The organism is Alteromonas sp. (assembly GCF_984505615.1).
In genome coordinates, this window is the sequence record NZ_CFHOXV010000004.1 from 161,816 (window position 1) to 185,527 (window position 23,712).

Sequence of the window (23,712 nt, forward strand, 5' to 3'; positions counted from 1 at the left end):
CTCCTGTTACTGCTGCTTTTTCAGTGCTTCGATACGGCTGGACAGACTGAACAGGCGGATAAAGCCTTCAGCATGACTCTGGTCGTATACGTCATCAGCACCGAAGGTTGCGAAATCTTCAGAGTACAGGCTGTTTGGTGAGCGACGTTGCGTCACGGTTGCCTGACCTTTGTAAAGCTTCACAACGATGTCACCGGTTACGCGCTTAGCGAAAGACGCAGCGCCGGCCAGAAGGGCATCATTCAGCGGAGTGAACCAGCGACCGTCATACATCACGTGGGAGTATTCCAGACCAATCTGTTCACGGTATTTAAGCGAGGCTTTATCCAGCACCATGGTTTCCAGCGCTTTATACGCCGCTACCATTACTGTGCCTCCCGGCGTTTCATAACAACCGCGGGATTTCATACCTACCAGACGGTTCTCAACGATGTCGATGCGGCCAACGCCATGTGCAGCAGCAATGGTGTTCAGCTTAACCAGCGCCTGGTAAGGCGACAGGGCTTCATCATTCACTTTCGTCAGACGACCTTCTTCGAAAGACAGCGTGACACGTTCTGCCTGGTCAGGCGCATCTTCCGGATCAACAGTCATTGTCCAGATTTGTTTGGTAGGCTCCTGCCATGGATCTTCCAGCTCACCACCTTCGTGGGAGATGTGCCATGCGTTTGCGTCACGGCTGTAGATTTTGGTCGCAGAAGCTGTCGTTTTGATATTACGTTCTGCCAGGTATGCCAGCAGATCTTCACGGGAAACCATGTCCCACTCACGCCATGGCGCGATAACGTGCAGATCAGGTGCCAGAGAAGCAAAGGTGCCTTCGAAACGCACCTGGTCGTTACCTTTACCGGTACAACCGTGACACAGCGCATCTGCGCCAACTTTACGGGCAATTTCTACCTGTGCTTTTGCAATCACAGGGCGGGCCATAGAGGTACCCAGCAGGTATTCACCTTCGTAAATAGCACCGGTAGTGATAGTCGGATAAATGTATTCGCTGACGAACTCTTCTTTCAGGTCAACGATATGACATTCACTGGCACCGGAAGCGATAGCTTTTTCTTTCAGGCCAACCAGTTCTTCATCACCCTGACCGACATCAGCGGCAAATGCCACCACTTCACAGTCATAGTTTTCTTTCAGCCATGGAATGATGGCTGAGGTATCTAACCCGCCGGAATAGGCGAGTACGACTTTATTCACGTTCTTTTTCATTACACCTGTCCTCTCAGGAACCTAGTAGTTTGGTCAGTATTGCGTTTTGGGCATGCATTCTGTTTTCTGCTTCCTGCATCAGCAGTGATTTGTCACTGTCGATAAGCGAACCGGTAATTTCCAGGTCGCGGTGAGCAGGCTGACAATGCATAACATATTGTGCGCCGGTTTTTTCCATCAGGGCTTCGTTGACCTGATAAGGCATAAATTTATCTTTAATGGCTTCAAGCGGCGTATCATCGCCCATCGATAACCAGGTATCAGCATAAAGCACATCAGCGCCGATAGCGGCATCAATATCGTTGCTTTGTACTATTTTAACGCCGGTTTTAGCGGCAATGTCTTGTGCTTGCGCAACAATTTCCGGATCGGCTTCGTGTCCTGGCGGTGTAACCACAACCTGGTTGCAGCCCAGCAGTGCGCCAACAATCAGTAATGAATGGGTTACGTTGTTGCCGTCACCGATATAAGCCATAGTCAGGCCTTCGGTTTTTCCGAACGCTTCAAACATGGTGAGGTAATCAGCCAGACCCTGACACGGGTGATACTTATCGCAAAGCGCATTAATCACCGGTACTTTTGCCGCTTTCGCGTAGTCTTCCAGCGTGCTGTGTGAGAACACCCGGGCAACAATGGCGTCTGCCCAGCACGCCAGATTGGCAGCGGTATCCACGTTATCTTCACGGCCGGCCAGTTTGCCGCCCTGTACGTCCAGGTAAACCATATGGCCACCCAGTTTATTAATGCCGATATCGAAACTTACGCGGGTACGCAGAGAAGGCTTTTCAAACAGTGCTGCAACAGACTTACCTGCCAGTACCTGGCTGTACTTCGCCGGGTTTTGTTTAATGGTTACGGCTAAATCTAACAGCGCCTTCGTGTCTTCGGGTGTCCAGTTAGCAAAGGACAATAAATCCTGTTTCATGGTCAATATCCTCAATACGGTTATGGCGCGATGCGCGTACCGGTATCCTTATTTAAAATGTCACTGATGCTGGCATCCCAGCTGGCGATGGTGACCGGACGTCCCAGGGACGAAGCTGCCAGCAGAGCCGCATCTGTTTTTACCTTCATGCCGTCAGTGATCACACCGCCGGCAACCAGGCTGTCTATTTGTTGTTGGTTTAATGAGCTTAACAGCGCTTTATCAGCATCAAGCACGCCTTTGACGTTAGACAATAGCAGTAACTCGCCGTCTAGCAACTGGGCGATTACGGTGGCTGCCTGGTCGGCATTAATGTTCAGCAAACGGCCCTGCGCACTGGCGCCGATGGAGCTGACTACCGGTAACAGATCCTTGCCGGTTAAAGCTTTAAGTAGTTCCGGGCTGTTTGCAGAAGGCACGCCAACCGCACCGTATTTCTCATCCAGCGGCTCGCAGCTTACCATGTTGCCATCTAATAAAGACAAGCCAACAGGTGTTAATCCGCTACGAATTGCCAGTGCACACAATGATTTGTTCGCGCTACCGGCCAGTGTGCCGCAGATGTACGGCATATGTTCGTCCGGTGTTACCCGCAGACCATCAATTTTCTGGCTGGGCAGATTCAGTGCGGCCATCAGTGTTTCAACCAGCGGACCGCCGCCATGTACGATGACCACAGGACGGGTCTTCATGACTTCACCGACAGAAGTCAGTAATGACAGCGCCGCATTTTCATCTTCAAGCAGCGCACCGCCCACTTTAATAACAATAGGAGACAACTTCATTATGCAATCAGTCCCTGAGCGTCGGGCAGACCACTGACCAGGTTTGCACATTGCATTGCCTGCGAGGCTGCACCTTTCATTGTATTGTCGATGGCACTGGTAATAACGGCATAGCCTGACTGAGCATCCAGTTTCCAGTGCAAATCAACAAACGGCGTATTCACTACATCATCAATTTTCGGGAAGGTATCGCGAATACGGACAACAGGTTTGCCCTCATAAGCGGTGTGATAGGCAGATGACAGTTGCTCGGCGCTCACGCCAGGCTTAAGTTTAACGGTAATGGTCGCTAAAATGCCCCGTTTGAAGTTGCCCAGGTGTGGCGTAAAAATAACGCCGGTACCGAGCCATGCCTCGATTTCCGGGGTGTGTCTGTGACCCAGCACGCCGTATGCCTGCAGGCTTACTTCGCAGAAGCTGTTGTTTAATGCGGCTTTACGGCCTGCACCACTGACGCCTGACACCGCGTTTATGACCGGGCGCACGGCACTGTCTAACAGGCCATTCTCCAGCAGAGGTTTTAACGCTGTCAGTGAAGCTGTGGGATAACACCCCGGCACGGCAACGATTTTCGCTGCCGCAATATCCTTGGCATACCATTCAGCCAGGCCATACACCGCTTTATCCAGACACGCCTCCGAGGTGTGTTTAAAACCGTAGAACTGTTCAAATACTTCTGTATTCTTAATGCGGAATGCGCCGGATAAATCCAGCACTTTGGCTTTGCCTTTACTCAGTGCAGCCATCCAGTCGTGACTGGCTTCGTGAGGTGTGGCCAGGAAAACCAGATCCATGGTATCTGCGAGTGTGTCTAACGTGCTGTCATTCATCGGCGTAAGCATGTACTGGCTCAGGTGTGCATACTGACCGTGGATCGCAGCAATGGATTTATTGCCGTCGGCACTGTTTTCAGAAACATAGGTGCCCAGTAAATCCATAGCAGGGTGACGATGAACTAAATCAACGAGTTGTGCGCCAGTGTAACCACTGGCTCCGATAACTGATACTTTTAACATAATAGGTTTAATTAATTCTGTAGAGGGATAAAAAATCACTTTCTACCTTTGTACGCGAATGAAAGGGATACTGTTTTCATTCGCCCGCGTACAAAGGTAAAAAGTGCGCTACCGCAAAAGCAAATCCACACCGGCTCGTCGGTGTACATAATGCAATGTGTAGCCAGCCAGGGGAGAGCTAAACTGTTTTACCTTGTCAACCTGCTGGTCGGGCCTGCTGGTTGGTTGAATCATGAGATTGTCCTGTCATTTTCTCTGTCTTCACGATAAAACGTTGCCATGGCTGACTTTGAGCGCCTATCGAATGCTGCAGAGATTACTAAACCGTCGCCTATGATACTCATTGCGAATAAATATGCAATAAATATGTATAAATATTTCTCTGTGCCGGGCGCGGTGAATTTCGTAATATAAACGGTATCTATGAAGATTATTTGACAGTCCGGTGGCGCACCGTTTTGTCACGATACGCACATATTTACTGCCTGTGGTAAGAAAGAAAGGACACAAGAATGAACAAAAAAACCGTCGCACTGGTTGCCCATGACCATAAAAAAGCAGAACTCCTTGCGTGGGTGCATAAACATTTAGACAGTATGCAAAAATGCGAACTGGTGGCAACGGGTACCACCGGTGGTCTGATTGCAGATGATACCGGACTGAGTATCAAACGTTATAAGAGTGGTCCGCTCGGGGGCGACCAGCAAATTGGAGCGCTCATTGCCGAAGGAAAACTGGATGCACTGATTTTCTTCTGGGATCCACTTAATCCGGCCCCTCATGATCCTGATGTAAAAGCGCTGCTGCGCCTGTGTTCGGTATGGAATGTGCCGGTTGCGTGTTCTTCGGCGACTGCTGACCTTATTATCACATCGCCGTTATTTTTCGCTGAAGATTACTTGCCGCTGAAACCGCAGTATTAAGAGAAAAAGCCGGACCGGTCTACGCCGGTCCGGCGGTTGGCATTGAAGTGTGTGCCAACGTCGGTGGACTCGTGCTTATTGTTAAGTCAGTGTAGGCGGGATTTCTGCAAAGTTGTTTAGTGGTACTGTAAAGCTTCTGTAAAGTTGGTGACATCGCGTCTTTACGGTGGTCGGAGTCAGGTAAACTTACTATCAGCAGGACAGGAGCCATGCCATGACACAGACCGTTTTCTCCATGTCAGTATTACGTTCAATGTCATCAACGCACACCCAACGTTTTTTTAAGCCGCAGAATTTTGGAGGCAATGAGATGGTCGCCACAGCGACAAAGCAGTCTATTTTGATCATTGATGATGACCGTGAATTGACGGACATGCTGAAAACTTATCTTGAGGCAACCGGTTACAGTGTCACCGTGGCCAATGACGGATACAGTGGTCTGGCGGCGGCAACTTCCGGTGAGTCTGTTGACCTGATCCTGCTGGACGTCATGATGCCTCAACTGGATGGCTTTGAAGTGCTGAAAAAATTGCGTATCAGCCATTTAACCCCCGTACTGATGCTAACTGCCCGGGGCGATGATTATGATCGCATCCTCGGACTGGAGCTCGGGGCTGATGATTATTTGCCCAAGCCATTTAATCACCGTGAACTGGTGGCGCGGGTGAAGGCTATTTTCCGCCGTCTGGAAATGTCTACCCAGTCCAGACAACAACAGGATTTGTCTGTAAACCATATTTCTCTGAGCATGAGCCGGCAGACAGTGGCAAGCCATAATGTGGCGCTGACACTCACTAACACCGAATTTGCTATACTGCATTTACTAATGATTAATGCCGGGCAGCTGGTCACGAAAGATGACATCAGCCAGAAGGTGCTGGGTAAGAAGTTACAGGCCTTTGACCGCAGTATCGATATGCATGTCAGTAATCTGCGTAAGAAGATTGCTGAAACCACGAATGATGAAAAGATAAAAACCATTCGCGGGTCGGGATATTTACTAAGACTGGCTTCATGAATTCACTTGCACGTTTCAATCCGGCCCGGCGTTTAGTCGGGCGTTTGTTTTTATGGTTCTGGGTAACCTTTATTTTTACCGCAGTTGTGACTTTTTATGCGGTTGGTTTTTTCAATGAACACGCAGAAATCCGGGCACCGGATGCGCGCGAGCTGGAAGCCCTGAACCGGGCTGTTGCAGTTATTGACCGCGTAAGTCAGGAAGACGGCGCTAAACCTGCCCGCCGCATTCTGGAAGAAGCTGACCGGATAAACCGGCACAGACTTATCGCTGTAGGCATTGATGACGGGGCGATGGTGCAGGGAGGAGGGCCACCAGTCAGGCGCAGTGAAGAGGATGATCTGGTCAGGCTGGCTAAGCAGGCCTCACCGTTGTCGCTGGTTCGGGGAAATTTTGAGACAATCGGGCCTGCCAGAGTCGCTATTAACGGTAAAGATTTTGCCATTTATGTTTCGCTGATGAATGGGCCTCCCGACAGTCAACAGCCTCTCATGTATTTTCTTTCCATCGCGCTGGTGATTACCATTGTCTTATCCTATCTGTTCGCCCGGTCTCTGGTACGTCCGATCACTATTTTGCAGGAAACCAGTCGTGAACTGGCGGGGGGGAACTGGAAAGCCAGGGTGAAGGAAGCCGATGGCCGCCGTGATGAATTAGGAAGTTTATCCCGCGATTTTAACGCCATGGCATCGCAGCTCGAACAAATGTGGTTAGGACAGCAGCGGCTACTGGCGGATATCTCCCACGAATTACGTTCTCCCCTTGCCCGTTTGCAAATGGCCGTAGGTCTGGCGCATCAGCAGAACGTAGATCCGGCGGCCCTTGCCCGGATAGAGCGGGAAGCCGAACGGATGGACTCGATGATCGGACAGTTGCTCACATTAACACGGGCAGAGTCCGGCAAACCGGAAATCTCTCCGGTGATGATCAGTGTGCTGTTTGACCGTACCTTTGCCGACGCCAGATTTGAGGCGTCTAACCGGAACATCCGGTTTGAGGTTGCAGCATTGCCACAGCAAACCGTTAACGTGAACAGTATGCTGTTATGCAGCGCCGTTGAAAACGTAGTGAGAAATGCCATTCGCTACGCGGAGTCTTCCGTATCGGTAACCGTTTCTGTGAAAGAGTCGCAGTGGTTTGTTGTAGTTAAGGATGACGGCCCGGGGTTATCTGAAGAGGAATGCAGCTCTGTATTTGCACCGTTCTACCGTGCGAGTCTCGCCAGAGATCGTGAGTCCGGCGGGGTTGGTTTGGGACTTGCCATTGCAAAAGCCGCAGTGGAAATGCATCATGGCGACATTAAAGCAACCCGAAATGCGTCCGGTGGACTGGCTGTCAACATTTCTCTGCCACTGGACGGGCGTGATACATGGTCCGGACAATCTCCACAGAACACTCATTAATTCATAACAGCGATGCCATTCCTGCATTCTGGCAGCAGCATGTCACCTCAGGTGTGCTGACTGCCAGAGATGGTGTGAAGCTGGCTTATGCGCTTTGTATCCCTGCACAGCCTGCCGCTACCATTGTTATCAGCAGCGGCCGTATTGAGGCGTACCTGAAGTATCAGGAAGTGATGTTTGATCTGTACAATCAGGGCTTTGCTGTTTTCATTATGGATCACCGGGGGCAGGGGCTGTCGGACAGAATGACCGCTAATCCGCATCAGGGCTTCGTCCGTGATTTTGCAGATTATGTCAGTGACCTTCACCTCTTCATTACAGAGGTGGTATCGGCCAGACAACCTGACGGAGAACGTTACCTGCTTGCCCACAGCATGGGGTGTGCGATTGGAGCACTCACGACTCTGGCCCATCCGTCTTTGTTTCAGAAACTTGTTTTTTGTTCTCCTATGTTCGGTATACGTCCCGCGTTACCGGGCTGGATTGCCAATTCGTTGCTCAATATGGTGGAGCGCCGCTATCAGAAAGCCGGGCAACAGGAAGGCTATTTTATCGGGCAAAAAGATTACTCGCCGGTTACCTTCGATGCCAATCATCTCACACACAGCGAACTGCGATACCGTTTGTTCCGTGATACTTACGCAAACACGCCAGAGGTCCAGCTTGGCGGTGTAACCGTTCACTGGCTGAGAGCGGCCATGAAAGCCATGGATTTTATTGAGAATAATGCCGGTGATATTAAGCAACCTGTGTTAATTCTCAGTGCCGGCGACGATACGGTGGTGGATAACCGCAGGCAGCGAAGGGTGGCCGGACTCATGCCGGATGCCGTTCTGCATTCCTGCGAGGGGGCGTATCACGAAATTCTCATTGAAGCAGACCGGATCCGTGAACCTGCTATGAACAAGATCCTCGATTTTCTCGCCTGATTTACAAAAGTGTCTCTATTTTACACACACTGACGGGGGACAGAGTCGCCGGCAATGTATTCTGCCGACCGGTCGAGCTTCTGTAAATAACTGACCTGACACCGTTTTTTATTAAATTTTAATGACACTGAAAATTGCGGTATGGCTAATGCAATACTTTCGTATAAGACACGGGAAGACTCATCAGAGTGAACCGTAACAAAATAAAACTTAACGACAGAAAAGTTGCCCTATAAAGCAATGCGAGGCCAGAAAATCATGCAAAAATATACTTCATTAAGAACAATGCGTTTACAAGCGCCCAAAAATACAGATTTATCTTCTGTTTACGGGCATGCAATCAGCACTTTCACCCCTTTGTCAGATAAAGTGGTTGAGTTTGTCGGAAATTCCGTAGCGCAACGTCGTGCACGTCGCTGGGCTGCTCAGGCGCAAACTAACAGGGTGCTTAACGCACTGTAACGGTCCATTGCACCAAAACTGCCCACAGCAACCGCCATTCCTCCGCTGTGGGCTTGTCTCATGTCCTGTCACACCGTATCCTTGCTCCACAGCAAAATTCGTGATGTGACCATGTTTGATATCGTTTTATACCAGCCGGAAATTCCGCCCAATACCGGCAACATTATCCGTTTGTGTGCAAACACAGGCTTTTCCCTGCATCTGATTGAGCCTCTGGGCTTCGACTGGGACGATAAGCGTGTCAGGCGTGCTGGTCTCGACTACCATGAATTTGCCGACGTAAAGCGCCACGCCAGCCTGGATGCTTATCTCGAAAGTGAACAACCGGCGCGCATTTTCGCCTGTACCACGAAAGGTAAAGCGTTTCACAGTGATGTGAAATACCAGAAAGGTGATGCGTTAATCTTCGGCCCTGAAACCCGTGGTCTGCCCGACGAGTTTATTCAGTCCCTGCCTCCGGAGCAACGCGTACGCATCCCCATGCTGCCAGACAGCCGCAGCATGAATCTGTCCAATGCCGTGTCAGTTTTCGTTTACGAAAGTTGGCGGCAAACGGGATATGAAGGCGCAAGATAAAGCTAATCTGATTGCCACGCCCCGTCCCGCCTTGTCTGTGGACCACTGTGAAGTAATGTTAAGTTGTGTAAAGCCCGTAGTGTAAAGATGCGGGCTTTTGTATTTTAGGTATTTTCACTTAAGGAAAGACTGTGTTATCACCAGGATCCCACCGATGGGTAAAATGGCTGCTGTTACTGGTTGTCATTGCTGTACCCGCCTACGCTGCATGGAACATGTTCGCAGCACCCGCCCGAGACACCAGCGCATTTTTATTTTCGCAGGTTGGCCGCGGTACCATTGAAAAGAACATCATTGCAACAGGCCAGCTGGAACCCAAACGTTATGTTGTCGTTGGTGCACAGGTTTCCGGTCAGGTTGAGAAAATCCATGTGGAAGAAGGTGATGTGGTGGAAGCCGGCGATTTGCTGGTGGAAATTGATGCAACAGTCTTTGAAACACAGGTACAGAACGCAGAATTTGCGCTGGATGTGAAGAACGCGAACCTTGCCCAGCTTAAAGCTGAGCGGGAACTGGCTTTGCTGCGTGAGAAACGGAACAACAATCTGTTTGATCAGGATGCAGTGAGTGCTGATACCGCTATCAGCAGCCGTATCGATGTCAAAGTACTGGATTCAAAAATTAAAGCCAGTATTGCACAAATTAAAGCTGACGAAGCATCTCTGGCCGGTGATAAAGCGACACTGGGCTTTGCCAAAATTTATGCGCCTATCAGCGGCACGGTAGCGTCTATTGCTGTGCGTGAAGGACAAACATTAAATGCTAACCAGAACGCACCGGAGCTGCTGCAGATCTCTGATCTTACTACCATGACATTACGGGCAGAAGTCTCTGAAGCTGATGTGGAAAGTATTAAACGTGGTATGCCGGTGTATTTCTCTACTATCGGTAATACCCGTAAGAAATATCACTCTGTAGTACGTCAGGTATTACCTACACCCACAATCATTAACGACGTAGTACTGTATCTGGTGCTGGTGGATGTGGAGAACACCGAAGGTACGCTGATGGATTCTATGACCACCCAGGTTTTCTTTGTTGAAGAGAAGGAAGAAGATACCCTGGTAGTCCCGCTGGCAGCGGTGAAAGGGCCTCCCCGAGATAAGTTCGTTATGGTTCGTGAGCAGGGCGAACTGGTAAGAAAGCCGGTAAAGACCGGGGTCAGCACCCGCACTGAAATTCAGATTTTATCCGGTCTGAATGAAGGCGACGAAATTGTTACCGGCCAGGCATCTGCGGCTGCAGGCACTAAAGATAACAACGACCGTGGTTTCGGCGGTCCCATGGGTGGTCCGCCTATGAGGGGGCCACGTGGCTGACGTACCTTTAATTGAACTGGCGAATGTAACCCGCAGTTATCAAACTGAAGGTACAGAAGTCAGGGCGCTGGACGGTGTCTCACTGCGGATCCAAAAAGGTGAGTTTGTTGCCATCATGGGGCAGTCCGGGTCCGGAAAATCGACCCTGATGAATATCCTCGGCTGTCTGGACACGCCCACGTCGGGCAGTTATACCATTCACGGCCACGATGTGAACAAGCTGTCACAGGAACAGTTGTCAGCGCTGCGCCTGAAAACCTTCGGCTTCGTCTTTCAGCGTTATCAGTTACTCGCCAGCCTCACCGCGACGGAAAACGTTGCGCTGCCGGCAATATACAGTAACACCGATAAGAGCGTCCGTGAGGAGCGGGCATCAGCGTTACTGACCAAGCTCGGGCTGGGCGACCGGCAGGATCACCGCCCCGGTGAGTTGTCCGGTGGTCAGCAACAGCGGGTATCTGTTGCCCGTGCACTAATAAACGGTGCAGAGGTTATTCTGGCTGATGAACCCACCGGCGCACTGGACTCTGCCAGCGGAGAGCAACTGCTTAATCTGCTGAAAGAACTGCACGGGGAAGGGGTTACCATCATTCTTATTACTCACGATCCGGCTGTGGCAGAACATGCTCAGCGTCAGGTGCATCTGCTGGATGGAAAAATCGTGTCTGATTCGGGGGAAGTGGCTCAGCCGGTGACGACATCTGCTGCACAGACATCGTCGATAAAACCGTTTAAGAGTATTTCCGGCGTTGCGGCACTGGGCATGGCTTTTTCATCACTGCGGCTTAACTGGTTCCGCACCTTACTTACCCTGCTGGGGATTATCATTGGAGTAGCAGCGGTAGTCACCATGATGGCAATCGGGGAAGGAGGAAAACAGGACGTGCTGAAGCGTATTGAAGCTATTGGTACCAATCTGATTTCAGTGCGGCCGGGCGGCAGGAATATGCGCAATTCCGGTGATGTTGCAACGCTGACTCTGGCAGATGCTGACGCATTACGTGATATTCCCGGCGTGACTTACGTTGCGCCGGAACGTTCTTCCCGCAATACCATGCGCTATGGCGAGAATGACTTCTCCGGCCGGATTAAAGGCTCCACGCCGGATTACCTTCATGTGAAAGACTGGGAAATGGCGCAGGGCGTATTTTTCACCACCGAAGACGTGAACAATTATGCACCGGTTGTGGTGATAGGTGATACGGTTGCTGAAACCTTATTTACCGATAAGATGCAGGCAGTTGGTAAGTACATACTTATGTCAAACAGCCTGTACCAAGTGATTGGTGTATTAAAATCTAAAGGGGCGACTGCCGGTGGCAGTGATCAGGATGACGAAGTACTGATCCCCATTACAACCGGACGGCTAAAGGTATTTGGCCGTGAATACCTGAGCGGCATAACAATTAAAGCCGCCAGTTCAGAAGTCGCATCAGATGTGAAGGATGCAGTCCTTGCTGTTCTCACCGATCGTCATGGTACAGAAGATGTGATGGTGTTTACTACCGACTCACTTGTTGAGGCGGTTACCGAAACACAAAATACGCTTACCTGGCTTTTAGCGTCTGTTGCTGCCATATCGTTATTTGTTGGCGGTATTGGCGTGATGAATATCATGCTGGTGAATGTGTCTGAACGTAAACGGGAAATTGGTCTGCGGATGGCCACCGGTGCCAAGCCGGCCGATATTCTCAAGCAGTTCAATATTGAAGCTTGGGTAGTGTGTATTCTCGGCGGCTGTGTGGGCATTCTGCTCGGATATCTGGTGATCCTGATCGTGTCTCAGTTTTCCATTTCAGTGGCTTATACACTGCTACCGCCTGTACTGGCATTTATTACATCGCTGCTGGTGGGCGTACTGTTCGGTTATGCTCCTGCACTCAAGGCATCCCGCCTTAGCCCCATTGATGCGTTATCAGAGGATTGAGTTTTGAAAAAATCAGGATGTTTGCTGATAGCAGCATTAATGACAGGTTGTGCTTATACGCCGTCAGACCTGGACGGACAAAAGTCAAAAACACAGCCGGATGTTTTTGATATTTATACACAGGACGGCGCCGGCGTAGACATTGCGGAAAACTGGTGGAGTGTGTTTAATTCTGAGGGGTTAAATGCACTTATGCTTCGCCTGGCAGACAGTAACCTGACACTGGAAGAAGCAGCACTGAGGCTGCAACGGGCTGAGCTGATTTTACGTCAGAGTCAGGCCGACAATATTCCGGATATTACTGCCAGTGCAAGCGGCCGCAGCGGAAAAACCTTCGATACCGGCACAGAGTCAAACAGTACATCCGGCAGTGTGGGCGTGAGTTACACCTTTGATGTATGGGGCAGTCGTGAAGCCACTCAGCTTGGCAATAAGCTGAGTATCGACAGTCAGCAGTTTAGCCGCCGCAGTGCAGCATTGCAGGTGCAGGGTTTGCTGACAAGCGAGTACTTTACCTTGTTGTCACTGGAGCAACGCCTTGTCATCGCAAAACAAAACTACGAAGCGGCTGATCAGTTGTATAAGCTGGTGGACATTCGCTTTCAGGAAGGGGATGCGTCGGGTATTGAGGTGAGCCAGCAACAGAACACCATGATCAGTGCCCGTGGGGAACTGTTACGGCTGAATTATCAGGCTACCTTGAGCCGCCGCGCCATTGCGGTTCTGTTGGGGGATGAAACCTTAACCGCCATCAGTGGTGAAGAAAAGCTGCTGTCATTTGTTCTGCCGGATATTGAATTGTATCAGCCGGCTGCGGTGTTAAAGCAACGCCCTGACGTGCAGATTGCGGATATTGCTTTGAAGCAGGCTGATATTGACGTGTATCTGGCGGGCATTCAGGGGCTGCCGGGATTAAGTCTGAGCGGTAGCTTATCAGTCAGTGATTTGCTCGATCTGGCTTCCGGCTGGAGTGTGAGTGCCGCACTAAACAGCGCCGCTACACTGTTCGACGGTGGCCGTATCGATGCCGGTAAGAAGATTGCCGATGTGGATCTGGCTCTGGCGTGGAATAACTACCGCGCCACCACGTTAAGCGCATCTCAGTCACTGCTGGATTCACTGGACAACTATGCATACCTGAAAGCGGCTTATGAACTGGATGTCGCTTCAATGGAAAACAACGCACGGTTATACCGGTTAGCTGAAATTCGTTACAAAGCCGGTGATATCGATTTTCTGAATTTGCTGAGTGCGCAACGAAGCTGGTTCTCGGCACAATTGTCGGTTATTACCAGTTATCAGCAGACCTTATCGGCTGCCGCGACGATTTATCAGGAAGCGGGTGGTAAACCTGAACTGGTTACCTTGTAGTGGTTTTATGAAAAGGTAAGAAAAGCGGGTAGCTGGTGCTACTCGCTTTTTAAATCTCTTGCCAGTAATGCCAGAGCGGCTTCTTTCGGCGGCTTACCGTGATAAAGCACAGCATATATTTGCTCACAAATAGGCATTTCCACGCCATATTGCTTCGCCAGTGCATGCACTTCTTCGGTATTGCGGTAACCCTCGACAACCTGGCCGATGTCACGCATGGCAGTGTCCACGTCTTTCCCTTGTCCCAGTGCAAGACCAAAACGGCGGTTTCTGGACTGATTGTCAGTACAGGTTAATACCAGGTCACCCAGACCGGCCATTCCCATGAAGGTTTCCGGTTGAGCACCCACTTTAACACCAAGACGGGTCAGTTCAGCCAGTCCCCGGGTGATCAACGCTGTGCGGGCATTGGCACCAAAGCCAAGGCCATCAGCCAGACCTGCACCAATGGCGATAACATTTTTCACTGCGCCGCCGAGTTGCACACCGATAAAATCAGGATTTTTGTAAACCCTGAATGAACGGCTGCAATGCAGCTTGCGGGCAAAATCATCGACCAGCGATTCACAGGTGGACGACAGTGAAATGGCAGTTGGCAGACCTGCAGCCATTTCTTTTGCGAACGTCGGGCCGGAAAGTACTGCCAGCGGATAAGTATCACCCAATACATCCAGTGCAACGTCACGCAACAGTCTGCCGGTACCCGGTTCCAGACCTTTAGTAGCCCAGATCAGCCGGTGATCGGCTTTTAGCATAGGCTTGATGGTATTAAGTAAATCTTTAAAGGCGTGGCTGGGCACGACAATAAGAATGTCGCGGCTGGCAGCAACAGCTGTGGCAAGGTCGGCTTCTACAGTCAAAGCATCGGGAAATTTGGCGCCGGGCAGATAACGGGCATTTTCCCTGCTGTCTGCCAGTGCCTGCATGTGAGCTTCGTCGCGGCCCCATAACAACGTGGGGTTGTTATTTCTGGCCAGACAAAAAGCAAGGGCGGTGCCATAAGACCCCGCCCCCAATACGGTTACTGAACCGGTATTCATAAAAGAGTGACTTAAGCGTCTAGCTTCTGACCACCTTCCTGCGCTTGCTGTGCACGTTTCTGCATGTAAGCGGCGAAGATAGCGTCGAAGTTAACCGGAGCCAGGTTCAGAGCCGGGAATGTGCCACGGTTAACCAGGTTTGAAATAGCTTCACGGGCATAAGGGAATAACAGGTTAGGGCAGTAAGAACCTAACAGAGGTGCTTTAGCCTGATCTGGCATTTCCGGTGCAATCGCAAAAATACCCGCTTGTTCTACTTCACACAGGAACGCTGTTTCTTCACCAACGGTCGCAGTAACGGTTACAGATAAAACAACTTCAAATGCATTTTCAGCCATTTTATTTGTAGATGTATCGATATCTAATTTGATTTCCGGCTTCCATTCTTTCTGGAAGATAGCCGGCGCATTCGGAGATTCAAAAGAAATGTCTTTTGTGTAGATGCGTTGAATATTGAATTGAGGACCCTGGGCTTGCTGGCCTGCCTCTGCGCCATTGGTGTTCTGATTTTCTTCAGCCATGATAATTCCTGAATGTGTAAATACGTTCTTAACTTAAAATTATTGCGCTAACAGCGCATCGAGTTTTTGTTGTGATTCAAGAGCAAATAAATCATCACATCCGCCCACATGGGTATCGTTGATAAATATCTGCGGTACTGTCCAACCGCCGTTAGCTCTTTCTATCATCACATCGCGGAGTTCAGGGTTCACATCAATTGCGATTTCCTCGAATGCTACGCCTTTTTGCGCTAATAATGCTTTAGCACGATGACAGTAAGGGCAATGCCCCTTGGTATAAATTTCTACTTTACTCACAATCTGCTCCTGTGTTCCGGCCCGTTATTTGGCAACCGGAAGTCCGGCAGAGTTCCACGCGTTCATGCCGCCTTTCAGCACTTTCACGTTTGCGAAGCCGGCTTTGTTCATGGCCGCTGCAATACCGCGTGCGCTGTTACCCATTGCACATACAACAATAATGGGTTTGTCTTTTACGTTTTCAAGCTTTTTGAAATCTTTTGCTCTGACTTCCTCGGGTTTCAGCTGGCGGGCACCGAGAATGTGACCGGTTTTAAACTCGTTAGGCGCGCGGGTATCAAAAACAACGGCGTCTTCTTTATTTACCAGCATGGTCATTTCGTGGGTGTTTACTTCTTTTACTGATGAAGTGAAACCTGTGACATAGCTGAAAATCAGCATTGCAACTAAGGCGACCCACGCACCGGCTAACAGCATATTATTACCGGCAAACTCTACGAGCTGTTCCATTCCTAAAACCCTTACTTTACATGGAAGACTAAAAATCGACTGCAAAGTATATAGAAAAACCGCACAGAAACCAGCCTGACAGCGCATCATTGAATTAGTCGATTGCAGATGAATCCTCTATCCCGTTGATATAGTATGGACTTTGAATCAGAGTCAGGTGCTGTCAGAGGCAAAGCAACGGGTGAGTGTACAAAATTTCAACCAGGCCGGTCCGTCCGGAAAGTCCGCTCGCGGGCCTCTTCTCAGTGTCCTTTGCTGGCTCTGCCTGTTCACCGTGCTGCTACCTCAGGCTTATGCTCAGGAACAACAACAGGCAAAACTTGCTGAGTTACAAGCTGAACTTAAAGCCAGGCAAGCGACACTGGCTGCCAATAAAGCGAATGCCGGTGAATTGAAGGCGGCGCTGAAGCAATCTGAACTTGAAATCGCCTCCACGGCCAAATCTCTCAATGATACCTCTACACAACTGGCTGATAACCGTGAACAGCAGAAAAAGCTGGAAGCAGAACAGGAAGCGCTGAGAAAGGCCATTCTGCAGCAACAGACCATGCTGGCGAACCAGTTACGCAGTGCTTTCATGGCCGGCAATTATGACTATGCAAAGATGCTGTTTTATCAGGACGAAGCCAGTACCTTTGAGCGCGTGCTGACTTATTATCAGTATCTGAGCAAAGCCCGCTCAAAGGAAATCACCACTTTCCGCTCGAATGTGGAACAACTGGTTCAGGTTAATGAGGCGCTTTCTGAAAAAGCCAGAGCGCTGAATAGCCTGCTGGCGGAGCAGAAGTCTCAGCAAGCAGTGTTACTGGCCCGTCAGGCAGATCGTTCTGAAACACTGAAAAAACTTAATCAGAAAATCGAGAGTGATGCTGCCAGAGTAAATGAACTCAAGCAAAACGAAGAAGCGCTTGTGCGGGCCATAGATGAGGCGCGCCGTCGTGCGGAATCGGCGAAATCAGAACTGGCGGGGTTATCCGGCTACAAAGGGAAGTTGTTGAAGCCGGCTTCCGGACGTGTACGCAAGCTGTTCGGAACCCGTCGTCAGGGGCAGGTGCGCTGGAAAGGCATCATCATTGAAGGTGCAGAAGGTACACCGGTGAGAGCCGTGTCTCATGGCCGTGTCCTTTATTCTGACTGGTTACGTGGTTTCGGGCTGGTAACCATTGTTGATCACGGGCAAGGCTATATGAGTGTCTATGGACACAATCAGGCATTGCTGAAGCAAGCCGGAGATACGGTGGGCGACGGTGAAACGATTGCTTTAGTCGGACAAAGTGGCGGACAGAACTATCCTAATCTATACTTTGAAATCCGGCACAAGGGCAAGGCCCTTAATCCCTCAAGCTGGCTGGATCTCTGATATTCCGGCGAACTGAGCGGCCACCTCAAAAATTGTTCAAAAAATGTCAAAAAAAGCGCATTTGAAATTTCATATTTCGAAGATCACTGTTATGCTCAATATGTATGGAATGCAATACTAAATAAATAACCCGTATGGACGCAGGGTAACAAAGGTCATAAGAACCTTATAATTACACTATTAAAATAATAGGCGTGCGCTTGCTAAAAATTTGTTTACTCAAAAGAACTGACCGTCAGTTGGTTGATTGGTTTGCGTTGTTTTGGGGTGTGTTGTTTGCACTCTTCTGTCTACCAGTCGCGGCTGCAAGTGTCCAACCAAAAGTCGTCGTTATTATCGACGATATCGGACATCGTTTCTCTGACCGCAGGGCGCTTGACCTGCCAAGAGAAGTGACGTTCTCGATTCTTCCTGATGCTCCCATGACTACTGAAATGTCCGAACTGGCTCATGCCCAGGGGCGGGATATAATGTTACACATGCCGATGGAATCCTTTGATGGCCAGGAAATGGGGCCTGACGGATTGCGCGTAGGTATGTTTGAAACTCAGATGGAACTTCAATTTGCCCGTGCAATGGAAAGTGTGCCTTATGCGATTGGCGTGAACAATCACATGGGAAGCAGGCTGACCAGCATGTTCAATCCGATGCGCTCTTTTATGGATTTGCTGAAGCAACGAAATTTATTCTTCGTTGACAGCCGTACATCCGTGAAAACTGTGGCGGAGGAAGCCGCATTGCACGCCGGGATCCCGGTAGCACGAAGGCATGTGTTTCTCGACCATGTCATCGACGAAGCGGCCATTGAAAAAGAGTTCGATCGTATGTTGCTGCTTGCCCGTGAAACGGGGACCGCTGTTGCCATTGCTCATCCGCACAGACTGACCATGAAAATCCTGCAAAAGCGTTTGCCTGAGCTGGAGGAAATGGGGATTAGGCTATCGACGGTCAGCGATTTATTTGAGCCTGAACCGGCGATGATGGCACAGCAAAAGTCAGACGACACGATGAGGCCACAGATGGTCGCGCCGAATTAATCCTTTTTTTGGGATTGTAATTTTGAATTTCGCCAAGACTGTTATATTATAACGTCCCTTTTGCTGGCGAGGCGAGAAATGTCCCGAATTCAGGATGCTGACAATCCGACTAAATTAGACAGGCTGGGTATATGGATATCCAGCTTGTGTGCGTTGCATTGTCTTGCTTTGCCTTTGTTGCTGCCGCTGATCCCGCTTATCGGCTCAACGTTCTTCGCGCAACTTTGGTTTGAGCGCACCATTCTTACTATTTCCATGCTGATAGGTGCTGTAGCACTGATTAACGGCGCGGTGCGTTATCACGGGCAATATTATCCGCTGGTTCTGTTATTTTCAGGCGGGGTTATTTACTGGTTCAAAGATATATTCGGGCACGACTACGAACCCTTTACCATTGCCACCGGCGCGCTGCTTATTGTTGCCGGCCACTGGATAAACATGCGTTTGTGCCGGCAGTGCCGCTGTTGCCGCAATACGGTACTATCCCAGCATCTTGCAAAGTAACTTCGTTAACACATCCGTCGCGTAGCATTCAGCGTTTCGCATGCTACGTCCGGCACATTGCTAAAAATCCCGTCCACACCCCATTGCTGAAGTAACAGCATATCCTCAGGGTTATCCACAGTGTAAACGAACACCTTATAGCCCTCGGCTTTTGCCCGGCTGACATAACGTTCTTCAACGATATCCAGTGCAATGTGTAATGACCAGGGTTTCAGTGAGTCTGCGAACTGCAATAAACCGGTATGGATACTGGCGGTAAGTGCACCGGTTTTAAGGTCCGGTCTGGCGAGGCTGATCTCTGCAAGCCATTGATGATTAAAAGACGATATCACCATGGAGTCTGTAGTGGCGCCGCTTTCTTCACAAGCGCGGTCAAAGGCGCTGAGCCAGCGGGCGGTGTCTGTCAGTCCTTTGATTTCAACATTGCATAATGCATCTTCAGGCAGGGTAGCCAGGGTTTCTGCAAGAAACGGAATACGCTCACCCTGACCGGCATCCAGTGAGCGCAGATAGTCAATTGTTTGATCGGCAACCCGCCCCCGGCCATTCGTGGTTCTGTGTAGCCAGCGGTCATGAAACACCACGATGTCATCGCCGATCTGATAAGTATCGAACTCAACACCGTGTGCTCCCATGGCGAATCCGAGTCTGAAGGCCAGCAACGTGTTCTCCGGTGCCGCCTTACTTGCCCCGCGATGAGCGAGTACTATCATTTACTTGTCCTGGTTATGGAGCTTTTGTGCGTTCATGGTTTCGTAGATGGAGGCTGATGTCACCAGTATGCCACCTATTAACGCTTTCCAGCCCGGAGACTCATGTAAAATTAGCATAGCCAGGATTACGCCGTACAGTGGTTGCATGCAGGCAATCAGAGAAAAAGTTTTTGCCCGCAAGTGGATCAGCGCGGTTGCTATAAGCGCGTGGGGTACTGCGGTAAACATGGAGCCGAGAACGGCCAGCAGCAACCATGTATCAAAGGTGGCATCACTGAGGTGTTCACTGGCAAAAGGCAGCAGGCAGGCTATCACTACCAGGATTTGCCAGGCCATGGCCTTCGCACCTGAATAGTGAGAAAAGTGCTGGCGGTGAAGCAGGTTTCTCAGTGCATAAAGCACGGCAGAAAAAATACCGGTCAGCACACCCAATGTCACCTCGTTTTCCAGCGATATTTCCGGCACCAGCAGCGCCACGCCCACAAAAACAATTAATGCACTGAAGAAGTCCTGCCAGACAAGCCGGATTTTCTCGAAGAAGGGTTCAATAAGAACGGTTATGACCGGGAAGGTAAACAGGGCAATCATGCCCACGGCAACACCGGCGTATTGCATCGCCGCGAAGTATGTTACCCAGTGCACGGCCATCAGACCACCCAGCAACAGGGCAATACCGTAATCACGTTTGTTGTTCAGTCTGAAGGTTTCACCGGCCAGACGCATGAATACGGCAAGGCACAGACAGGCAAATACCGAGCGCCCGAAAGTAATATCCGTTGCGCTCAAGGGAATAATATTTGAAAAAAGGCCTGTGCCGCCCAGTAAGATAACGGTGATATGAAGCGTTATCAGGCTTCGTTTAACAGGATCCACAATCAGGCAGTTTTATTTGCCTTCGCATGGGCAAACACTTCCCCGAGGCGGGTAGTCATGCCTGCTTCCATATCCTCAAACTCAATCTGGTCTTTTTCAAAGCAAACCACAATGGTAGAGCCAAGTTTAAAGCGACCCATTTCATCGCCTTTTTCGAGCTTAACGGCTGCTTCATCATCGCTTTCGTATTGCCAGTGTTGCACGTTTTTACCAGCAGGCGGTGTCACTGTACCGGACCAGACGGTTTCGATACTGGCTACAATGGTTGCACCAACCAGTACCATAGCCATTTTTCCAACCGGAGTGTCGAAAAATGCGATTACCCGTTCATTGCGGGCAAATAATCCCGGTACATTTTCAGCAGTCAGCGGGTTAACGGAGAACAGCTCACCGGGTACATACACCATGTCTGTCAGTGTGCCTTCAACGGGCATGTGAATACGGTGATAGTCTTTCGGCGACAGATAAATGGTCGCGAACTTACCGTTTTTGAAAGGCTTTGCCAGTTCAGGTTTGCCACCCAGTAAGGTGGTGAGGCTGTAGTTGTGGCCTTTCGCCTGAAAAATACTGTCCTGATGAATGTCACCAAACTGGCTGACTGCACCGTCAACTGCCTGGATCAGCACATCATCACCTTCTGCAATTTGACGGACTTCAGGTTTCAGCTGACGGGTGAAGAATTCATTGAAGGTTTTGTAGTGCTCCGGATGGGGATACAGCGCTTCGCTCATATCCACATTGTATTTCTTGATGAAAAATTTGATAAACGCTGTGGTCACGCCGCCGGCTTCAGCAGCCGCAAACTTACCAACCAGGCGGGATAAAAGATGCTTGGGCAAAATATATTGAAGGTTAACCTTGAACCAGTCCAGCACGGGCACTCCGAAAAATAATAGTTATCAAGTTTCTGTCGCGGATGATTGTACAACAAGTTGTAAACAAACGGATGCACTTTCCCGTTATGGGCCATCAGTGTTTGATATAAGCGGAAGGGGAAAAGGATTAAAAGCGGTTAGCCTTTCTGGCCGCGAGCGGCGCTATCTTCGTGAACACGCTGTAAACACATCCCTGTGGGCTCCTCGTTTCGGGCATCCATTCTTTTACAATCTTTGCGCCAGATAGTTCACGCAGGCAATTCCGTCTCCGTGGCGGGAAGGGCTTACGGTTCTGTTATCCAAATCCGGCTCTTCAGCGCTGTGCATGTATCAGCTTTTTTAAAACGGATTGGTATAGCTCGGGCGCTGTTCGTCCATGGTCGCCAGAATGCGGTGGTAGCTGTCGAAGCGGGCGCTGCTGATTTTTCCTTCTTCTACTGCTTCACGGATGAGACAGCCGGGATCGTTCATGTGTTTGCAGTCGCGGAATTTACAACCGCCCAGATAATCACGAAACTCGATGAAGCCGCGGGTGATTTGCTCTACCGGCATATGCCATAAGCTGAATTCCCTTACGCCCGGGGAATCGATAAGATCGCCACCTTCAGGGAAATGAAGTAATTTTGCTGCGGTGGTGGTGTGCTGACCAAGACCGGAGTTATCTGATATTTCACCGACCAGTTCATCGGCATCCGGCAGCACCTGATTGATGATACTGGATTTGCCCACACCGGATTGGCCTACAAAAACACTGACTTTGTCATTCAGACAGGTTTTCAGTTCGTCCAGGCCGTCACCGCGCTTGCAACTGGTATAAATTAATCTGTAACCCAGAGATTCATACACTGCCAGTTGCTGTTTTACCGTGTCGAATTCTTCGTCGCTCAGTAACTCGGTTTTGTTGAGGATGAGAACGGGGGCAATGCCGGTATCTTCGCAGGCAACCAGATAGCGGTCGATGATATTCAGAGATAAATCGGGCTTTACCGCACTGACAACAATGATCTGGTCGATATTCGCGGCGATGGGTTTCACGCCGTCGTAATAGTCCGGCCGGGTAAGCACGGAGCGGCGATCGCGGACGATTTCAATCACGCCACTGACACCGGACTCGTTTTCATTACCGGTGTCGAACAGGACATCATCACCGCAAACCACCGATTCGATAGTCCGGCGGATGTGACAGCGGTACACCGTACCCTGCTGATCTTCAACGTCTGCGTGCTTACCGAAACGACCGACAACCCGGCCGGGGATCAGGTTGGCAGCATCAATCTGTTTTTCAGGATCAGATGCTTTATCTTTTAGCCGGCGGGCCCGGTTTGCTGCAACCTGGCGCTTCTGGCGGTGTGTCAGTTTTGGTTTTTTTGCCACGATTTCCTGCAAAGTTAACGTATACTTGACCAATGATACCGTTTGTCAGGCCCGTGTGCCATGTTAAAGACGAGGAAACTAGAATGACAAAACACGATGGCAATTTAGTCTGGATTGATATGGAAATGACAGGGCTGGACCCTGAAACCTGTAAGGTGCTGGAAATTGCCACTATCGTCACTGACCCGCAGCTCAATGTACTGGCAGAAGGGCCGGTCATAGCTGTACACCAGCCGGATGCGATTTTAGATGGTATGGATGAGTGGTGCACCCGTGTGCATGGCAACAGCGGGCTCACTGCCAGATGTCGCGAGAGTCAAATTGATGAAACAGAAGCGGCAAAACAAACCATCGCATTTTTGAGTGATTACGTAGATGCCGGCAAATCGCCTCTGTGTGGCAACACTATCGGACAGGATCGCCGTTTTATGGTGAAATATATGCCGGAACTGGAAGCGTATTTTCACTACCGCAGTATAGATGTGAGCACGATTAAGGAACTGGTTAAGCGCTGGCAGCCGGAAATTCTCGACGGTTTCACGAAGAAAGGTGTGCATCTGGCACTGGACGATATTCGCGAGTCTATAGCGGAATTGCAGTATTACCGGGAAAAAGTGTTTACGATTTAAGCGAACGAACCGGTATTTCGAAAAAAATTCAAATTAAGTGTTGCGCATCGCCGGGATTTTTGTAAAATGCGCTCCACTTTTGCGAAGGGCCACTTTCGCAAAACGACTGAACCGGTATGCGGGAATAGCTCAGTTGGTAGAGCACGACCTTGCCAAGGTCGGGGTCGCGA

25 protein-coding genes are annotated in these 23,712 nt (G+C 50.0%); 13 read left to right on the forward strand and 12 right to left on the reverse strand.

Features of this window, described 5'->3' with window-relative positions:
- Positions 1–6 precede the first annotated feature (6 nt).
- Genes AC4PME_RS04865 through argC form a run of 4 tightly spaced genes read right to left on the reverse strand, consistent with a single transcriptional unit; the run spans position 7 to position 3,941 of the window.
- On the reverse strand, positions 7–1,215 hold the full coding sequence (locus AC4PME_RS04865) for an argininosuccinate synthase (protein ID WP_474841436.1): 1,209 nt from the start codon (positions 1,213–1,215) through the stop codon (positions 7–9).
- A 13-nt stretch (positions 1,216–1,228) separates the two neighbouring features.
- On the reverse strand, positions 1,229–2,140 hold the full coding sequence (locus AC4PME_RS04870) for an ornithine carbamoyltransferase (protein ID WP_119502725.1): 912 nt from the start codon (positions 2,138–2,140) through the stop codon (positions 1,229–1,231).
- A gap of 20 nt (positions 2,141–2,160) precedes the next feature.
- The gene (gene argB / locus AC4PME_RS04875) at positions 2,161–2,925 is read right to left on the reverse strand and encodes an acetylglutamate kinase (protein ID WP_491045285.1); all 765 of its coding nucleotides are present in this window, start codon (positions 2,923–2,925) and stop codon (positions 2,161–2,163) included.
- Entirely contained in the window at positions 2,925–3,941 is a 1,017-nt protein-coding gene (argC, locus tag AC4PME_RS04880) for an N-acetyl-gamma-glutamyl-phosphate reductase (protein WP_119503502.1), read from the reverse strand. Before argC ends, argB begins: the two co-directional genes overlap by 1 nt.
- 512 nt (positions 3,942–4,453) lie before the next feature.
- On the opposite strand from argC, the gene AC4PME_RS04885 reads away from it, so the two are divergent.
- From AC4PME_RS04885 to AC4PME_RS04925, 9 genes are all read left to right on the forward strand, one after another.
- Entirely contained in the window at positions 4,454–4,864 is a 411-nt protein-coding gene (locus AC4PME_RS04885; RefSeq protein ID WP_491045286.1) for a methylglyoxal synthase, read from the forward strand.
- A 310-nt stretch (positions 4,865–5,174) separates the two neighbouring features.
- On the forward strand, positions 5,175–5,882 hold the full coding sequence (locus AC4PME_RS04890) for a response regulator (protein WP_119503501.1): 708 nt from the start codon (positions 5,175–5,177) through the stop codon (positions 5,880–5,882).
- A complete protein-coding gene (locus tag AC4PME_RS04895; protein WP_491045287.1) occupies positions 5,879–7,285 on the forward strand; it encodes an ATP-binding protein in 1,407 nt (468 codons plus the stop codon). The genes AC4PME_RS04890 and AC4PME_RS04895 overlap by 4 nt, the downstream gene beginning before the upstream one ends.
- Positions 7,252–8,214 carry an alpha/beta fold hydrolase gene (locus AC4PME_RS04900; protein ID WP_491045288.1) on the forward strand — a complete coding sequence of 321 codons (963 nt, stop codon included), beginning with the start codon at positions 7,252–7,254 and terminating at the stop codon, positions 8,212–8,214. The genes AC4PME_RS04895 and AC4PME_RS04900 overlap by 34 nt, the downstream gene beginning before the upstream one ends.
- Positions 8,215–8,472: 258 nt before the next feature.
- Positions 8,473–8,676 carry a hypothetical protein gene (locus tag AC4PME_RS04905; RefSeq protein WP_150154321.1) on the forward strand — a complete coding sequence of 68 codons (204 nt, stop codon included), beginning with the start codon at positions 8,473–8,475 and terminating at the stop codon, positions 8,674–8,676.
- A 111-nt stretch (positions 8,677–8,787) separates the two neighbouring features.
- Positions 8,788–9,252: a tRNA (uridine(34)/cytosine(34)/5-carboxymethylaminomethyluridine(34)-2'-O)-methyltransferase TrmL gene (trmL, locus tag AC4PME_RS04910; RefSeq protein WP_119503500.1), complete on the forward strand. Its 465-nt coding sequence runs from the start codon at positions 8,788–8,790 to the stop codon at positions 9,250–9,252.
- A 131-nt stretch (positions 9,253–9,383) separates the two neighbouring features.
- Positions 9,384–10,571 carry an efflux RND transporter periplasmic adaptor subunit gene (locus AC4PME_RS04915; RefSeq protein WP_491045289.1) on the forward strand — a complete coding sequence of 396 codons (1,188 nt, stop codon included), beginning with the start codon at positions 9,384–9,386 and terminating at the stop codon, positions 10,569–10,571.
- Positions 10,564–12,498, forward strand: coding sequence for a MacB family efflux pump subunit (locus tag AC4PME_RS04920; protein ID WP_491045290.1), 1,935 nt, complete (start codon positions 10,564–10,566; stop codon positions 12,496–12,498). The genes AC4PME_RS04915 and AC4PME_RS04920 overlap by 8 nt, the downstream gene beginning before the upstream one ends.
- 3 nt (positions 12,499–12,501) lie before the next feature.
- Complete coding sequence (locus tag AC4PME_RS04925) at positions 12,502–13,869, forward strand: TolC family protein (protein ID WP_491045291.1); 1,368 nt, start codon at positions 12,502–12,504, stop codon at positions 13,867–13,869.
- A gap of 38 nt (positions 13,870–13,907) precedes the next feature.
- Here the strand turns inward: AC4PME_RS04925 and gpsA are convergent, their stop codons facing one another.
- Genes gpsA through AC4PME_RS04945 form a run of 4 tightly spaced genes read right to left on the reverse strand, consistent with a single transcriptional unit; the run spans position 13,908 to position 16,177 of the window.
- Complete coding sequence (gene gpsA, locus AC4PME_RS04930) at positions 13,908–14,909, reverse strand: NAD(P)H-dependent glycerol-3-phosphate dehydrogenase (RefSeq protein WP_491045292.1); 1,002 nt, start codon at positions 14,907–14,909, stop codon at positions 13,908–13,910.
- Between the two features lie 11 nt (positions 14,910–14,920).
- Positions 14,921–15,430 (reverse strand): protein-export chaperone SecB, encoded by a 510-nt coding sequence (gene secB, locus AC4PME_RS04935; RefSeq protein WP_119502717.1) that lies wholly within the window; start codon positions 15,428–15,430, stop codon positions 14,921–14,923.
- A gap of 39 nt (positions 15,431–15,469) precedes the next feature.
- Positions 15,470–15,727 (reverse strand): glutaredoxin 3, encoded by a 258-nt coding sequence (gene grxC / locus AC4PME_RS04940; RefSeq protein ID WP_119502716.1) that lies wholly within the window; start codon positions 15,725–15,727, stop codon positions 15,470–15,472.
- 24 nt (positions 15,728–15,751) lie between these two features.
- Entirely contained in the window at positions 15,752–16,177 is a 426-nt protein-coding gene (locus AC4PME_RS04945; protein WP_119502715.1) for a rhodanese-like domain-containing protein, read from the reverse strand.
- 265 nt (positions 16,178–16,442) lie between these two features.
- Between AC4PME_RS04945 and AC4PME_RS04950 the strand changes: the two genes are divergently transcribed.
- The 3 genes from AC4PME_RS04950 to AC4PME_RS04960 all read left to right on the forward strand — a co-directional run bounded on the left by AC4PME_RS04950 (position 16,443) and on the right by AC4PME_RS04960 (position 19,078).
- On the forward strand, positions 16,443–17,537 hold the full coding sequence (locus AC4PME_RS04950; RefSeq protein WP_491045308.1) for a murein hydrolase activator EnvC family protein: 1,095 nt from the start codon (positions 16,443–16,445) through the stop codon (positions 17,535–17,537).
- Between the two features lie 269 nt (positions 17,538–17,806).
- Positions 17,807–18,574, forward strand: coding sequence for a divergent polysaccharide deacetylase family protein (locus AC4PME_RS04955; protein WP_491224539.1), 768 nt, complete (start codon positions 17,807–17,809; stop codon positions 18,572–18,574).
- A 78-nt stretch (positions 18,575–18,652) separates the two neighbouring features.
- Positions 18,653–19,078, forward strand: a complete 426-nt coding sequence (locus tag AC4PME_RS04960; protein WP_119502713.1) for a MerC domain-containing protein — start codon at positions 18,653–18,655, stop codon at positions 19,076–19,078.
- A 5-nt stretch (positions 19,079–19,083) separates the two neighbouring features.
- Here the strand turns inward: AC4PME_RS04960 and AC4PME_RS04965 are convergent, their stop codons facing one another.
- From AC4PME_RS04965 to rsgA, 4 genes are all read right to left on the reverse strand, one after another.
- Positions 19,084–19,791, reverse strand: a complete 708-nt coding sequence (locus AC4PME_RS04965; RefSeq protein ID WP_491045293.1) for a glycerophosphodiester phosphodiesterase — start codon at positions 19,789–19,791, stop codon at positions 19,084–19,086.
- Positions 19,792–20,664 (reverse strand): DMT family transporter, encoded by an 873-nt coding sequence (locus tag AC4PME_RS04970; RefSeq protein ID WP_119502711.1) that lies wholly within the window; start codon positions 20,662–20,664, stop codon positions 19,792–19,794.
- A 2-nt stretch (positions 20,665–20,666) separates the two neighbouring features.
- The gene (gene asd, locus AC4PME_RS04975) at positions 20,667–21,539 is read right to left on the reverse strand and encodes an archaetidylserine decarboxylase (RefSeq protein WP_491045294.1); all 873 of its coding nucleotides are present in this window, start codon (positions 21,537–21,539) and stop codon (positions 20,667–20,669) included.
- A 339-nt stretch (positions 21,540–21,878) separates the two neighbouring features.
- Positions 21,879–22,913, reverse strand: coding sequence for a small ribosomal subunit biogenesis GTPase RsgA (gene rsgA / locus AC4PME_RS04980; protein ID WP_303571999.1), 1,035 nt, complete (start codon positions 22,911–22,913; stop codon positions 21,879–21,881).
- 83 nt (positions 22,914–22,996) lie between these two features.
- On the opposite strand from rsgA, the gene orn reads away from it, so the two are divergent.
- Positions 22,997–23,542 (forward strand): oligoribonuclease, encoded by a 546-nt coding sequence (gene orn / locus AC4PME_RS04985; RefSeq protein ID WP_491045295.1) that lies wholly within the window; start codon positions 22,997–22,999, stop codon positions 23,540–23,542.
- Positions 23,543–23,712 lie beyond the last annotated feature (170 nt).